Source organism: Paenibacillus gyeongsangnamensis, assembly GCF_027533625.1.
In the GTDB taxonomy this organism is placed as follows: Bacteria; Bacillota; Bacilli; order Paenibacillales; family NBRC-103111; genus Paenibacillus_G; species Paenibacillus_G gyeongsangnamensis.
In genome coordinates, this window is the sequence record NZ_JAQAGZ010000036.1 from 29,942 (window position 1) to 44,574 (window position 14,633).

13 protein-coding genes and 1 pseudogene are annotated in these 14,633 nt (G+C 50.6%); 12 read left to right on the top strand and 2 right to left on the bottom strand.

Going from position 1 to position 14,633, the window contains the following annotated elements:
• The first annotated feature begins 11 nt into the window (after positions 1-11).
• The 9 genes and pseudogenes from O9H85_RS34510 to O9H85_RS34550 all read left to right on the top strand — a co-directional run.
• Entirely contained in the window at positions 12-932 is a 921-nt protein-coding gene (locus O9H85_RS34510; RefSeq protein WP_269885900.1) for an AraC family transcriptional regulator, read from the top strand.
• Positions 929-1,918: a Gfo/Idh/MocA family protein gene (locus tag O9H85_RS34515; protein ID WP_269885901.1), complete on the top strand. Its 990-nt coding sequence runs from the start codon at positions 929-931 to the stop codon at positions 1,916-1,918. The genes O9H85_RS34510 and O9H85_RS34515 overlap by 4 nt, the downstream gene beginning before the upstream one ends.
• Positions 1,919-1,937: 19 nt before the next feature.
• Positions 1,938-2,765 (top strand): sugar phosphate isomerase/epimerase family protein, encoded by an 828-nt coding sequence (locus O9H85_RS34520; RefSeq protein WP_269885902.1) that lies wholly within the window; start codon positions 1,938-1,940, stop codon positions 2,763-2,765.
• Positions 2,766-2,781: 16 nt separating this feature from the next.
• Complete coding sequence (locus O9H85_RS34525) at positions 2,782-4,233, top strand: sulfatase family protein (RefSeq protein WP_269885903.1); 1,452 nt, start codon at positions 2,782-2,784, stop codon at positions 4,231-4,233.
• 37 nt (positions 4,234-4,270) lie between these two features.
• Positions 4,271-5,266 carry a Gfo/Idh/MocA family protein gene (locus O9H85_RS34530; protein ID WP_269885904.1) on the top strand — a complete coding sequence of 332 codons (996 nt, stop codon included), beginning with the start codon at positions 4,271-4,273 and terminating at the stop codon, positions 5,264-5,266.
• Between the two features lie 46 nt (positions 5,267-5,312).
• Positions 5,313-5,858 carry an adenylyl-sulfate kinase gene (cysC, locus tag O9H85_RS34535; protein ID WP_269885905.1) on the top strand — a complete coding sequence of 182 codons (546 nt, stop codon included), beginning with the start codon at positions 5,313-5,315 and terminating at the stop codon, positions 5,856-5,858.
• Positions 5,855-7,255: a sulfatase family protein gene (locus O9H85_RS34540; protein WP_269885906.1), complete on the top strand. Its 1,401-nt coding sequence runs from the start codon at positions 5,855-5,857 to the stop codon at positions 7,253-7,255. Before cysC ends, O9H85_RS34540 begins: the two co-directional genes overlap by 4 nt.
• A 5-nt stretch (positions 7,256-7,260) precedes the next feature.
• The gene (locus O9H85_RS34545; protein ID WP_269885907.1) at positions 7,261-8,679 is read left to right on the top strand and encodes a sulfatase-like hydrolase/transferase; all 1,419 of its coding nucleotides are present in this window, start codon (positions 7,261-7,263) and stop codon (positions 8,677-8,679) included.
• Between the two features lie 151 nt (positions 8,680-8,830).
• Positions 8,831-8,941: pseudogene (locus O9H85_RS34550) on the top strand (sigma factor-like helix-turn-helix DNA-binding protein); the annotation flags it as partial.
• A gap of 243 nt (positions 8,942-9,184) precedes the next feature.
• On the opposite strand, the gene O9H85_RS34555 reads toward O9H85_RS34550, so the two are convergent.
• Positions 9,185-9,445: a hypothetical protein gene (locus tag O9H85_RS34555; protein ID WP_269885908.1), complete on the bottom strand. Its 261-nt coding sequence runs from the start codon at positions 9,443-9,445 to the stop codon at positions 9,185-9,187.
• Positions 9,446-9,794: 349 nt separating this feature from the next.
• Between O9H85_RS34555 and lgt the strand changes: the two genes are divergently transcribed.
• The 3 genes from lgt (at position 9,795) to O9H85_RS34570 (ending at position 13,359) form a co-directional block, all read left to right on the top strand.
• Positions 9,795-10,601 carry a prolipoprotein diacylglyceryl transferase gene (gene lgt / locus O9H85_RS34560; RefSeq protein ID WP_269885909.1) on the top strand — a complete coding sequence of 269 codons (807 nt, stop codon included), beginning with the start codon at positions 9,795-9,797 and terminating at the stop codon, positions 10,599-10,601.
• A gap of 216 nt (positions 10,602-10,817) precedes the next feature.
• The gene (locus O9H85_RS34565) at positions 10,818-11,492 is read left to right on the top strand and encodes an SIMPL domain-containing protein (RefSeq protein ID WP_269885910.1); all 675 of its coding nucleotides are present in this window, start codon (positions 10,818-10,820) and stop codon (positions 11,490-11,492) included.
• A 568-nt stretch (positions 11,493-12,060) separates the two neighbouring features.
• Positions 12,061-13,359, top strand: coding sequence for an ABC transporter substrate-binding protein (locus O9H85_RS34570; protein WP_269885911.1), 1,299 nt, complete (start codon positions 12,061-12,063; stop codon positions 13,357-13,359).
• 161 nt (positions 13,360-13,520) lie between these two features.
• Here the strand turns inward: O9H85_RS34570 and O9H85_RS34575 are convergent, their stop codons facing one another.
• Positions 13,521-14,411 (bottom strand): AraC family transcriptional regulator, encoded by an 891-nt coding sequence (locus O9H85_RS34575; protein ID WP_269885912.1) that lies wholly within the window; start codon positions 14,409-14,411, stop codon positions 13,521-13,523.
• Positions 14,412-14,633: the final 222 nt, after the last annotated feature.

Below are 14,633 nucleotides of genomic sequence, written 5' to 3' on the forward strand. Positions count from 1 at the left end.
AGGGACAACCGATGGTACATCAGCTGCGCAGGGCACAGTTTATTAAAGATAATGCATGTCCCTTCAGTATCGGTTCTTATGTTCACGACAGCGAGCATGTTATCTCGGACCATTCGCACGATTTTGTCGAGCTCGTGTTTCTGGTGGATGGGCAGGCCGAGCATTTATTTGAAGGCCAGTGCTATCCCATTCGAGCCGGAGATGTTTTTATTATCAACCCTGGCGAAATTCATTCGTACCGAACGAAGCCCGGACAGCGGATCGAAATCATTAACTGCCTGTTCTTGCCGGAGCTGATCAGCGAGGCGATGCTCCGCGAGCTCGGGGTTTCGCGCTCGATGGATTATTTTTATGTGTACCCTTTTCTGGATGCCGGAGAACGCTTTCATCACCGGTTGAACCTGGCGGGAACGAAGGCGTCGGAGGTGGGCGCACTGCTTGCAGCAATGATCGTGGAGTGGGAACAGCGGAGGCCGGGCTACACCACCATCATCCGTTTGCAGCTGCTTCAGCTGCTTATCATGCTTTCCCGGTTCTATGCCGAGGTCTCGGGCAAAGAATACAAACCGGTAGAGAAGGAGCGGACCGTGCTGATCCGCCGAATTAACGGGTTTCTGGAGAGGCATTTTGATCAGAAGCTGGCCATACCGGACTTGTGCACCTTTTTCAATATCAGCAACCGGCAGCTCAATCGGATTTTTAAACAGGAGACGGGGCAAACCGTCACGGAGCGTATCCATCAGATCCGCATCGAACGCGCGAAGCAATATTTGATGGATGGCCATGACAAAGTGATCGAGATTGCCCATAGGGTCGGTTATGAGGATCCCTCCTTCTTTACCCAGCTGTTCCGCCGCAAGGTAGGCTGCTCTCCGGGGCAATACAGGGATCTGTATATAGAATCCATTTCACAGACGGAGGTTATATCATGACGTTGAAGGTTGCGGTTGTGGGAGTAGGAAACATTGGTTCCATTCATGCGGGAGTCTATAAGGACCACCCGAAGACGGAGCTCGTGGCCGTATGCGACATTATGAAGGAGAAAGCGGACAAGGCCGCAGAGAAGTTCGGCTGCCGGGCCTTCTACAGCGTCCGCGAAATGCTGGACAGCGGTATCGGGCTGGATGCGTGCAGCGTGGCCACCAAGGGAGAGGAGAACGGCGGAGAGCACTTTGAGCCGACGATGGAGCTGCTGAATGCAGGCATTGCGGTGCTCGGGGAGAAGCCGATTTCCAACCGGATCGAGGAAGGGGAGCGTATGGTGAGGCTTGCCCGCGAGAAGCACCTGCCATATGCGGTCAATCTGAACCATCGCTTCACTCCGGCAGCCGAGAGGGCGAAGAGCTGGGTCCAGGAGGGACGTCTCGGCAAGCTGCACATGATCAACATGCGGATGTGGATCAACAATCCGGTGGAAACCTCGCCTTGGTTCCATCTGCGCGCGCTTCATCCGCATTCCTTCGATGTGATCCGGTATTTCTGCGGAGATGTCAAGCGAGTTTCCGCCTTTATGATGAAGGGAGAGGGGCGTGCCATCTGGTCCAATGCCCAGATCATCATGGAGTTTGAGAACGGCGCCATCGGCAATTTGGTCGGAAGCTACGATGCGGGGCCCGGCTACGGGCTGGAGCGGTGCGAGCTGGTAGGCTCCAAGGGCAGGTTTGTGCTGGAGGATGCATGCGAGCATCTCACCTTCTATCCGCGTAAAGGGATCGAGACGGAATCCTACAGCTACTTAGGCGGTATGCGGTCTTTCCCCGAGACGTTCAAGAGCCGGATCAGCGATTGGATCGAGCAGCTCGACGCAAAGACAGCCTACGATCGGATCAACGGCTCCGGCGAGGATGCGCTGAAAGCTCAGAAAATTATTGAAGCGGCCATTCGTTCCTTCGAGACGTCCAGCGTCGTCGAACTTTAATCAAAGGGGGATAAAAAGCATGATTCAATTAGGGATTAACTCCGTTCTGTTTAAAGAGTATGACTTTGCCACAGCGGCAAAACATATTCAGCTCTGCGGCTATGACGGCATCGAAATTGCGGCCATTAAGGGAATGTGCGAGCATCTGGAGCTTGACCGGTGGAACGAGCAGGCGGCTGAGATCAAGCAAATCACGGAGGAGCTTGGCCTGAAGCTCCTTTCCATGGAGGTGGCATCGCTGGATGAGAACCGGCTGAAGCTGGCCTTCGAGGCGGCGCGCGAGCTCGGAATTCCGATTGTCAACGTAGGACCCAGCGGGAAGTCCGATGTGGTGGAGGACTTGACGGCTTCAATCGAAAAGCTTTCGCGAATGGCTGATCTGGCCGGAGATTATGGCGTAACCTTGTGCGTGAAGGCCCATGTCGGTCAGGCGGTATATAATACGCCGACTACGCTGCGCGCGATGGAGAGCATCGATTCGGCTTCCTTCGGCATTGACATGGACCCCAGCCATATTTTCCGGGCGAATGAGAATCCGGAAGAGGCTTTGGCTCAAGTGGTCGGCAGGGTGAAGCATATCCATATCCGCGACTGCAAAGGCCGCCAGGCCGGTCCGGGATCGATTGAGGCCCAAGCCTGCGGCCGGGGGGACATCAACCTGATCGACTACTGCAAAGTATTGGTCGAGAGCGGCTATGACGGTCCTGTCAATCTGGAAGTGATCGGTGCGAAAGGCCACAGCCTTGCACAGCTGGCCATCGTAGCCGCTGAGAGCCGGGGGTACCTGAATGCGGTGCTGAAATCGCTGGGGGCCCGGGAGAACGATTCGCTTTTGCCAACTCATTAGTAAAGGAGCTCGTTCCATGAGTAAAAAACAGCCTAACCTTCTACTGCTAGGGATCGACAGTCTGCGCAGAGACCACATGAGCGGATACGGATATTCCCGCTTGACCACGCCTCACTTAGACCGGTTTAGTCAAGAGGGGGTTCTGTTCGAGCAGCACTTCTCTCCGAGCATCCCTACGACGCCGGGATACGCCTCCATGCTGACGGGTATGGACTGCTTCGGTACGGATGTGGTAGCGCTCCGTCATAAGGGCCCTCTCGGAGATCATGTGAAAACGCTGGCCGAGGTGCTGGGGGAGCAAGGCTATAATACGACCTGCGTCGGCTTCACCGGTAACCCCTCCTCACGGGGCTTCCAGAAGTATCTCAATTATGAATCCTGGCTGCCGGATGAAACCGGACGCTGCCCGAAGGCGGAAAATCTGAACGCGGTAACCCTTCCCGAGCTGCAGAGACTTGCCAAGGATGAGAAGCCGTTCTTCTTATTCCTCCGGCATATGGATCCGCATACGCCCTACCTGCCTCCGAAACCGTTCGAACGTTTGTTCTACGGAGGAGACGAAAAAGATCCGGATAATCATTCCTTGGACGCACTGTACGCGTTTAAGCCGTTTGTGGAATATTTCTCCTCCTGGTTTCCCGAGGGCTGTACGGACAGCGAGTATATTGACGCCCAGTATGACGGGGCCGTCGCCTACATGGATGCATCCATACAAGCGCTGTTCAATGGGCTGGAAGCACTCGGCCTTAATGAAGAGACCTTGGTCGTCGTGACCGCGGACCATGGGGAAACGCTGAACGAATATGAATGCTATTACGATCATCACGGTCTATACGAATCGAACCTGCGGGTCCCGCTTATCCTCCGCTATCCCGGTAAGCTCCCCGAAGGGAAACGAGTAAGCAGCCCGACGCAGATCAAGGATATCATGCCTACCATCCTGGAGCTCCTCGAGATTGAGACCGGCACCTCTTACGACGGGCGAAGTCTGATGCCGCTTGTAAGGAATGAAGTCCGTGTTCCCGAGAGCGAAATGTATATTACCGAGTGCACGTGGATGCGCAAGCACGGCTGGCGTACGCCGGAGTGGAAGCTGATCGTCGCTCTGGAGCCGGATATTCACTTCAAGCCGATGGTCGAGCTGTATAACCTCGTTCGCGATCCGTTGGAGCAGACGAACCTGGCCGAGCAGGAGCCTGAGGTGGTAAAACTGCTGTCCGCCCGCATGGAGGCACATATTGCCTCTATGGAACAGAAGACCGGCCGTACCAATCCGATGTATACGAATTTGAACTGGCACGGTCTGGATGTCGGACCCTTTGCCTCTTCTCAGCAGGCCTACGATTCTATGCGGATTAGGTCGGCATCCTCGGCTAGACGGCTGCAGGAGAAGGAAGCCGCCAAGAAGGCTGCCGAAGCCGAAGCTGCTATCACGGCTGCGAAGGAAGAGACGTCCGAGAAGGTTTAATCAGGCAAGCTAACATGATCATGGAGGCGATGCTGCGATGCAGAAGGCAGCGGTTGTCGGCCTGAACAATATCGGGCGCATTCATTGCCGCTCCTATAAGGAGCATCCGGACGCAGAGCTGACGGCCGTCTGCGATCTGAATCGGGAGCTGGCGGATCAGGCCGCAAGGATGTTCGGAGTGAAGGCATACTACGATGTGAACAGCATGCTGGAGCAGGAAGCGATAGATATCATAAGTATCGCTACCGGGGGTGTGGAAAACGGTTCCCACCATTACGCGCCGGCCATGGCGGCCATAGAAGCCGGCAAGAGTGTCCTTGTGGAGAAGCCGCTCTCCAACGATCTGGCGGAAGCCCGGGAAATGGTGGTCTTCGCCAGAGAGCGGGGGGTGCGTCTCGGGTGCAACCTGAATCACCGGTTTACTCCCATGGCGCTTAAAGCGAAGGATTGGATCCATGCAGGCGACCTCGGCGACCTTCTATTTGTCAACATGAAGCTGACGATCGGCAACGCCAAGGAATCCAGTCCATGGCTTCATATGAGGGCCCTTCACCCGCACTCCTTCGATGTATTGCGATACTTTGCAGGCGATGTGAAGCGGGTTCAGGCATTTATGACCAAGGCGCCGGGGCGGACCATGTGGTCAACTGCGTCTATTAATCTGGAATTCAAGTCCGGTGCGGTAGGCCACTTGATGGGCAGCTACGACATGGACAATAGGCATCCGATCGAAGCCTGCGAGGTGGCGGGTCACCGCGGACGCTTTGTCCTGGATAACGTTTATGAATCGCTCACGTACTATCCCCACGGCCAAGAGGAGCTCCGGGTGTACCGCAATCCCGTGCTTGGCGGTTTCCCCGGATTCGATGCGACATTCCGTTCCCGGCTGGACACGTTCATCAAGCAGGTGGAGGCCCAGGTGCCTCCGGATCAGATCGAAGCCTCCGGCGCCGATGGATTGGCCGTTCAAGAGCTGATTGAAGCGGCCATTCAATCCCAGCTCTCCGGGGGCAAGGTCATCGATCTATCCTGAAGAGGAAACACGAATCGTAAAGCCTACAGCCAAGGGGGGATCCGCGTTGAATGATCGGTACGGTCCTGTTCTGTGGTTTACCGGGCTCTCGGGAGCAGGAAAGACGACCACGGCGAAGGCGCTGCAGGACATCCTGCAGGCCTCCGGCAAAAGGGTGGAGCTGCTTGACGGCGACGAGCTCCGGACCAAGATTTCCAAGGGGCTAGGCTTCAGCCGGGAGGACCGGATGGAAAATATCCGCCGTATCGTCTATGTCAGCAAGCTTCTGTCGCGCAATGGGGTGACCGTATTGGTAGCGGCCATTTCACCCTACCGGGAGATGAGGGAATATGCGCGGCAGGAGCTGCCGGGCTATGTGGAAATTTTCGTCGATTGTCCTCTGGAGGAATGCGAGCGCCGGGACGTTAAGGGGCTTTACGCTAAAGCCAGGGAGACTAAGCTGAACCATTTCACCGGCATCAGCGACCTCTACGAAATTCCGGAATGGCCCGATTTGGTCTTGCGTACGAATCAGTACACTTTGGAAGACAATCTCCAGCTCATTCTCGGTTATCTTTCGGAAAGCGAGCCGAAATGGAGGAAATCGGTTTGAATATCGTCTTTGTCTCATTGGATACTCTGCGGGCTTCGCGTCTCGGCTGCTATGGCTGCGAGAAGCCCACTTCCCCTTACATCGATCGAATTGCATCCCAGGGCGTTCTGTTTGAGCGGGCCTATGCGTCTGACATTCCAACGGAGGCGGCACATACGGGCATTTTCACCGGCAGGCTCGGCATCCATACCGGAATCGTATCGCATGGCTCCGCATTGTCCTATCTGCCAAAGGGCGGCGCTTGGATGCCCGAGCTGCTGCGCAGGAAGGGCTTTACGACGGCAGCCGTAGACAACTTGTACCAACTCAAGGAGTGGTTCGCCCGCGGGTACCGGTATTATATGAATTCTGTCGGCGAACATCGGCATATTGACGGGCGTACGGTGAATTCGTTGGCATTTCCGTGGATACGGGAGCATAAGGAGAAGAGCTTCTTTTTGTTTCTGCATTACTGGGACGCCCATACGCCTTACCTGCCGCCCAAAGAGTATATCGAATCTTTCTATGAAGCCGGGCGCGACCCGTTTGATTCGTCAAACCGCAGCATGGATCAAGCTTATAACCATCCGGCCTATCCGTTCTTTAAGCATCATCACTACGATCATTTGGGACCGGTCACGGACTCGGCTTACATCGATGCGCTGTATGACGCAGAGGTGCGCTATTTGGACGACCGGCTTCGGGAACTGGATCAATGCTTGATTCAGGAAGGTTTGTATGAGAATACCCTCTTGGTCCTTTTCGGGGATCATGGCGAAAGCTTAACGGAGCACGGGATTTATTGGGACCACTGCGGTCTTTATGAAACCACCGTCCGGGTACCGGTCATTATGCGCTGGCCGGGGGTTATATCCGCCGGTAAACGGGTGACCGGTCTCGTACAGCATGTGGATTTGATGCCAACCGTCATGGAGGCTGCAGGACTGAAGCTGGAGGAGCCGATCGACGGAAAGAGCTTGTGGCCGGTCATCCGCGGGGAGCAAGAAGGGACGCAGGAGCGAATTTATTTAAGCGAGTGTGCATGGCAGGCGTCACGCGGTATCGTGACGCGCGATTATAAATTCATCCGCACGTTGGATTCCGGACCGTATGTAAGACCGGTGCGGGAGCTCTATGCCCTGAATGCCGATCCGGAGGAACTGGTCAACCTAGCTGTCGAAATGCCAGTATTTGCCGATCAATTGGAACACGATCTGGAGCAATGGGTGGCACGCGAGTTAACCGGAAAGCAGGATCCGATGCGGCTTCAGCTGGAGGCGGGGCTGCCGTTTCAGCGGCGGATCGATCTTATCCTGCAGCAGTACGGCTTAAGCTGGGAGGAATGGAACGCAGACCCTAAGCGCGAGATTTTTGACGAAGCTGTCGAGAAATCACGTTATGCGGGGGAGGTCACGTAAACATCATGAATTCCGAAGAGGGTCGCCCGAACGTATTGATTCTGATGGCTGATCAGCTGCGTTATGATTGCGTCGGTTATTCGGGTATGGTTCCGGTAGCTACCCCCCATATCGATCGTTTGGCGGAGGAAGGGATCTGGTTTGATTCCGCCTTCTGCCATTTTCCTGTTTGCGGACCGGTACGGCAATCACTGGTATGCGGCCAGCGGCCCGATTCCTTCGGAGGCCTTTGGAATTTTTCGATGGGGCTGAAGGTAGGAGCCTTGGAGCCGGGCGCTTATTCCTGGGCAAGAACGCTAAAGGCAGGCGGCTATCGCTGCGGCTATGTCGGCAAGTGGGATGTTCACCCGGACTATGACCCTACCTTTTATGGATATGACGAATATGTCGACAGCAGGGCTTCGCACCGCCGAATGGTTCGTGAACGTTATCCGGAAGTCAGGTATACGAACGGATATTTGGGAGAGACGGATCCGCTTCCCCTGGAAGACGCTAACACACATTGGACGGCCCGGCAGGCTGTGGAGCTGCTCGCAACGCTAGCTTCCTCCGGCAGCCCTTGGCATCTGCGGGTAAATTTCACCGAGCCGCACCTGCCGTGCCGGCCGGCCCAGCCCTTCGCCGGGCGATATGGTCCGGGGGATGCGCAGGAATGGGGCAGCTTCTCCGACACTTTTCAAGGCAAGCCTTATATCCAAGCGCAGCAGCTTCGCAACTGGGGGATTGAAACATACGGCTGGGACGATTGGGCGCCAATCGTTGCACGCTATTATGCGGTGATCAGCCAGCTTGACGATGCGGTCGGCAGGCTGCTGAAGCAGCTGGAGGAGCTGGGGCTTCGGAACAATACGTGGGTCATCTTCACTACCGATCACGGGGATATGTGCGGAGGACACCGCATGCTCGACAAGCACTATGTTATGTATGAAGACGTGGTAAGGGTACCGCTGGTCATGCGATGGCCCGGCGTCATTCCGGCAGGTCAGCGAACATGCGAGATGGTTTACAACCTGCTGGACCTTCCTCCTACCATCCTGGACGCGTGCGGTTTGGCTGCACCGGAGACGCACCGCTTTCACGGAAGATCACAGTTAAAGCTGATTACTTGCGGCGTTTCGGATGCCTCAAGACAGGAGGTGGTCGCAAGCTATAACGGGCAGCAGTTTGGGCTGTACACGCAGCGCATGATCCGCACGAGGGAATGGAAATATGTCTGGAATCTGACGGATGTGGATGAGTTGTATGACCTGAGAAGAGACCCGTACGAGCTCCACAATCAGATAGACCACCCGGGAAATGCCTCCGTTGCACAAGAGCTGCGAAAAAATCTATATGACATCCTGCTGAGCGACGGAGATCCCATGGTTTGTAACGGCTGGCTAAAGCGCCAGCTGCTTGGCGGGCAGACCGGCTTGGGCTTCTAATGCTTAAGCGCACAAGATGCGGATGCAGGGGTTCTGAAGCCTGCAGCGGTATAACCGATCGGAACCGGTACCCGTACGATAGCCGAGTGGTTTTCTAAAACAAGGGCCACTGCAATGAATTATTTGCCGCGGCTTTAAATAGTTACGCTTCGAACATGGCGGCGAGGAGCGGATACGGCGGGAGATCGTGAAGGAGTTGGAGATCTCGCGCTCCTACGTATCGCGAATTGAGAAAGGAGCGCTGATGAAGCTGTACCATTAGTTTAATAAGGCGAAGCGGTAGTGTAAAATTCAAAAGGCCATCGAGATTATTATTCTCGATGGTTTTTTACTCAGTTTCAAAATGTGGAAGCAGAATGTATGTTCTGAATAGAAAGCGGCACGCTCTTACAGTTCAGTATGATACAGAGCTTCGGTCAACAGCACGATCACTAAGGCTTGTCCATAGGCAGTCGATGCTAAGTCGATTTTTTTAACGTTATAGAAAGTTTAAGTCCCTAAAGCGTTAAAGCGGACTGCAACTTTCTATACCAAGAAAAACTACCTCTAAAAACGGTCTGGCTGCTTTGAAGGACTCCGATAAGGAGTTTTTCTTATAGTCTTCCTTATGCTCGCAGACCGGAGTTCCCGCAGAGACGTTTAACACCGTACCGTCTTCAGAGATGTTCTTCATCACTGCGGCAACCGGTCCGTTCTCATGCTGCAGTTCAACCAATTTATCTACTTGAGCCTTATAGGTACCGAAAATAAGGTCACGGGACTCCACAGTTATAGAATCCTGTATAAACGAAGGAGCTGCCGCGGCATGCTCCTTTCGTGATTTTCGCCGTTATGACCGTTAAGGTGAACCTTACTATAAGTAACGGCAATTCTTTTATGAAACGCCTAGAGCCTGTAAAAATTATGTTGCGTGGCCTTTGGGACGTGATTATACAGGGTGAAAAATGCGTTTTTATGGGCTTTCTGTGGCCAGTTTGAGATCAGATGAAGATGGTAAGATTAATTTTATAAATTAATATGTACAAGTAAAACATTTCCGTTATATTATTACTGTTTCAATCGTTTCAAAAGGGTTATAATTGATTAAATAAATCAATGCCTGGAGGCAGTCAGAGATGCTTCAATTCTTGGGTCATATAGGATCATTTCCAATTCGATCGTATAGTTTGCTTTTTATGTTAGCTTTTGGGTTAGGTGTTGGCGTAACCGTTACTTTAGCAAAATTACAAAAGAAAAATGAATTGGCAGAACATTTTCTTAACATGGTGGCTCCTATGTTCTTATGTGCCATCTTGGGGTCTCGTTTTTGGCAAGTTTTCTTTTTTGATTGGGAATTTTATTCTCAGCATCCAGGGGAAATCATTGCAATCTGGCATGGTGGTCTTTCCATCCAAGGTGGGATTGTAGGGGCCCTTTTGTATGGAATATGGTATGTAAGAAAGCACAAAATCTCTTTCTGGGAGCTCGCTGATTTATGTGCACCGGGTCTTATTCTTGGACAAAGTATCGGTAGGGACGCAAATCTTATGAATGGTGATGCTTTCGGAGATCCAACTGGAGGAAATTGGGGAATTCTTTACCCAGAAGGTACTAATGCTAGAGCTGCATTCGGTGATAAGCCATTATATCCAGCAGAAGTATGGGAAGGACAGATGGATGTCATTATTTTTGCTATCGTTATGATTCTTTTGCCACGGAAATTAAATAGAGGGTATCTGTTTTTGATAACCAATGCTTTATACAATATTGGACGTTTTCTTTTGGAAATGTTGAGAGGGGATTCACCTGGATTTTTATTTGGTTGGACAGCGGCACAGTGGACATCGGTGAGTATTATTACCATTTGTGTCATCGCAGCGATTATTATTTATTTAAAAGAAAAAGAGAACCCACCGTTAAAAACCACGGATGAAATGTTGTAAAGAGATCAATAGCAGAGCAGCAACAACCAACCGCGGCGGCAGTTGGTTGTTGTGCTAACTGGAGATAAGAGTTCAATAAGCGACGTCATCATGAGGCTTTCGAGGGATCGATCTATAGCCTTTGATCTCTCTAAGCTCAGTTCTTCCGACGATAGGAATCATGGACGAGGTTGATAAATACATTAGGTTTAGCAACGCATGAATGGGGGACGGCAAATGTACTATCAACCATGGTCTCCATATCCTCCGATCGCTTCATCCTTATTTCCCAAATGTAGTAATAAGATTGAAGTCACGGGGGAAGGAACTATTTCGGCAGCTCCCCAAAAAGCCATTATCGTTGTTGGCGTGATAACTGAGAATGTAAGCCTGACAGCGGCTCAGAAAGAAAATGCAAGTGCTGTTACCAATATCGTCGAAGCGTTGTTAAAACTATCCATCCCGAAGGAGAATATTCAAACGACGCATTACAGCATCGACGTCCAATATAACTATGAAGATGGCAAACAAGTGTTTCGGGGATATAAAGTAACCCATTTGCTTCAACTAACAATTGATAAAATCGATCTGACTGGACTTATTGTGGATACGGCCGTCAAGAACGGTGCCAATACTGTGTCGAACATTCAATTTACATTGGCGCACCCGGAAATTGCCTATAACAATGCATTATCAATAGCTATAAAAAATGGCCTGTTCAAGGCCACAACCATAGCCAGAACATTAGGCGTGACGCTTTATCCGGCTCCTTATCTTGTTCAAGAAATATCCCGTAGTCAAGAACCAATTCCATACGCTGCTGCATTATATACCAAGAGTGCAGCAACGCCAATTCAGCCGGGTGAGTTGAAAATTTCCGCCTCGATAAAGGCTAATTTCACATATAATTGATACAAATTAACCATCAATAATCTTCAGTATTATGATTTCTATGACGGAAGCCTTGATAAATCCTCAATCTCCGCGGTGTAAGCGGCTCGTACTCTTCGAATGATAAGCGGCCGCGCAGTGATGGTTATTGGGAGTCTTTTGGCAAGAAAAGAAAGATCCATCCAAATCGGTACAAGATACGGTTCAATATAGCACACTAAAAATAACCAGGCTGCTTCGGCAGCCTGGTTTATATTTGTTGATAACGGAATCCGGGGTATGCTTTTGTCCGGCGGCGCCGCATTTTCGCTGAAATCGGGTTGTTCTCACATCTGATTACGGCTGCACTCTAAAAATAGCTTATCCATTTATGGCATAATTTCCAAAGTAATGTCATTTATTTTAATAGGATCACAAAGATGCCGCATCGTGTGGTAACTTTCCCTAAAGCAAACTTTTTTCTAAGCGGGACTGCAAACGCTTTCTTTTTATTTTTGCGAACTAACTCTCATTTTCTTATTAAGTGATCTTTAAACAAAACGAAATTTTGTAAGCGATTCCATTTTTAGTTGAATTAAGGAGGAGTTCGATGATCCGAAATGGAGTAGGAATTACGTTGGTATTGATGGCCGTGATGATGTTCGACGGGTGCTCTACACGCGATACCGGTTCTGTCCCCAAGGATGCAGAGGGCAATGATAAGCAAATGGATGTTTCCAAACCGGTGACCGTCAAAATTCTACGTGGGGCTTCAATGAATGATGAAACATTTCAAATGTTGATTCTGGAACCGATGGCCAAAAAATATCCGAATATTACTGTAGAACCTCTAAGCGGTAAACTGGAAGACCTGATCGCCGCCGGCAACATTCCGGATTTGCTGACTACACCACAAAACAGTTTGCCGGGCTACGCAAAGTTCGATGTGTTGGAGGACATGACGCCACTCTTGAAAAAGCATAATTTCGATTTGGGTCGCTTCAAGCCGATTTATATTGATGCCATTCGGGTCGCTTCCGATAAAGGAGAACTGTATGCCATTCCATATTACGCGCAGTTGAACGCACTGTTCTACAACAAAAATTTGTTCGACAAATTCGGAGTTCCCTATCCGAGGGACGGAATGACATGGGAGGATGCCATAGAAGTAGGAAGGAAAATGACGAGGGTTGAAAACGGAGTACAGATCCAGGGGTTGAATATCGAGCATATAAGCCGTATTTCCTTCCCATGGTCACCTAATCTGATAGAGAAAAAAACAGACAAAGACAAAAAAATAGAAAGGGCCAACGTCAATAACGAAACCTGGAAGAACGTATTCGAGTTGGCGTTCCGAATCCAATCGTTCCCGGGCAACTACCCGAACAAAGATTTTTACAAAGGTGAAGCGGCTATGTATGCAACTGTCGGAGACGCTTTTCAAAACATCAAAAAAGCAGTTGATTCGCAGGTATTTGAGGTTGGCATCGCGCAATATCCGAGCTACAAGGAGCTGCCCAACACTTACGGCATGGTGGATGAACACTGTATTTTCGTGACAAAGACGAGCAAAAACAAGGATGCGGCCATGAAGGTGATTGAGGTACTGACCTCCGACGAAGTGCAGATGACGGCCTCCAAATATTTGGCTCGGCAGTCAACGCTGATCAATGCGGAATTGCAAAAACAATTCGGCTCGGGATTTCTGACGGGAGTCGATACTCAGTCCATCTTTAAAAGCAAACCGGCTTCCGGCACCGAATTTTCCGTTTATTATTCCGATGCCCGAAAACTTCTGGATGCCGAGTATAAACAGGTCATAGAAGGTAAAACAGATATTAACACCGCTTTGCGAGATCTCGAGGATCAAATCAACAAAATGCTTGACCGGATGGCGGTCAGCCAATGATAAAGCGTTTAAATACGTTGGAACTGAAAATAATAATAGCTGCCTGAGGTTACCGAGACTTAGGGATACGTTGCCCCCTAAGTCCCGGTAGATTTTTATTCGACAGGGATTCCATTCTCTGATTCGTCCAATGAATATACGGAATCGTCCACTATGATTTATTACTGGTTGTTCATATGAATCTTGTAATAGGCCTGCCGGTACTCGGTCGGTGTCATATTTTCGTATTTTTTGAATAATCGCATAAAATACTTCTCATCATTGAAGCCTACCAGCTCCGCAACAAGCTTAATGCTTTTCGTGCTGCGGGTTAGCAGATCCTTTGCTTTGGATATTTTCAGCAGATGAATGTATTCCTGAAGATTGTACCCTGTTTTTTTCTTGAAAAAGCGGGAAAGATAGTCCTTGTTATAAGCGAATTTCGCCGCAATATCGGTAACGGAAATATCCTCTCTCACGTGAATCCGGATCCATTCCACGATTTCCGAGATCCCCTTGTCCCCTTGGGATACCATGGCGGATTGGTAATACTTCGAGATCATCTGCTCGGACAGTTCGATCAGGAGGGACGTGGATATGTAATTGGAGCCCTGCTGCGTGTAATAATTCGAGCTCACGATATGCTGTAGCTGCTGGAATAGGATATTGACCCTCTCGATTCTCGCAGGCTTAAAGTAGACGGGAAAGCATATTTCCGAGAAGGTCTTGAACGAATCGGGATTTGTCAGTCTACCAAGTTCTTCCTTCAGGGCGACTTCACCCAGCAGTTCGGACGGTCCGGCCGGAACAAAATGAAACCAGTAAAAAGAAATTCCCGCCCTGCATTCCCGGTACCCCTCATGGGGTTCGTCCGGCAGAATCAGGAGCGTTTCCCCGGGCTTTACCTCGTACTCCGTACCCCCTTGCGAGATATACAGGCATTCGCCTACTCCGATAATCAGCTCGAACGAATTGATATTCCGCCTGGTGTGAGTCCAGGGAACATCGGAGACGAATAAGCCGCAGGAGATAAACTCAACCGGCCTATCGATCCCCGACTTGAAATATTTCATAGCCGTCCCTCCTTGTATGCTAAGAGCAGTTACCGATTCTTTAATGAATTGGAAATTGCTCTTATTTAATTTTTGTTCTTTGAAAAATGAATTTTGATTTATTTATCCGGTTGAGGACGTAGCCCAAGCGAAGGCGCGGGAGTCGTCCCTCCGGGACGAAAAAAATCTTTTAAAAGGTGTTTACGATCTTGTGATGTCTTTGGGAAAATGCCAATAGGTGCT

Bases quoted from the DNA above. Each gene is read 5' to 3' on its own strand.
- O9H85_RS34510 (WP_269885900.1), top strand. From the start codon at position 12: ATGGTACATCAGCTGCGCAGGGCACAGTTTATTAAAGATAATGCATGT.
- O9H85_RS34515 (WP_269885901.1), top strand. From the start codon at position 929: ATGACGTTGAAGGTTGCGGTTGTGGGAGTAGGAAACATTGGTTCCATT.
- O9H85_RS34520 (WP_269885902.1), top strand. From the start codon at position 1,938: ATGATTCAATTAGGGATTAACTCCGTTCTGTTTAAAGAGTATGACTTT.
- O9H85_RS34525 (WP_269885903.1), top strand. From the start codon at position 2,782: ATGAGTAAAAAACAGCCTAACCTTCTACTGCTAGGGATCGACAGTCTG.
- O9H85_RS34530 (WP_269885904.1), top strand. From the start codon at position 4,271: ATGCAGAAGGCAGCGGTTGTCGGCCTGAACAATATCGGGCGCATTCAT.
- O9H85_RS34545 (WP_269885907.1), top strand. From the start codon at position 7,261: ATGAATTCCGAAGAGGGTCGCCCGAACGTATTGATTCTGATGGCTGAT.
- lgt (WP_269885909.1), top strand. From the start codon at position 9,795: ATGCTTCAATTCTTGGGTCATATAGGATCATTTCCAATTCGATCGTAT.
- O9H85_RS34565 (WP_269885910.1), top strand. From the start codon at position 10,818: ATGTACTATCAACCATGGTCTCCATATCCTCCGATCGCTTCATCCTTA.
- O9H85_RS34570 (WP_269885911.1), top strand. From the start codon at position 12,061: ATGATCCGAAATGGAGTAGGAATTACGTTGGTATTGATGGCCGTGATG.
- O9H85_RS34575 (WP_269885912.1), bottom strand. From the start codon at position 14,411: ATGAAATATTTCAAGTCGGGGATCGATAGGCCGGTTGAGTTTATCTCC.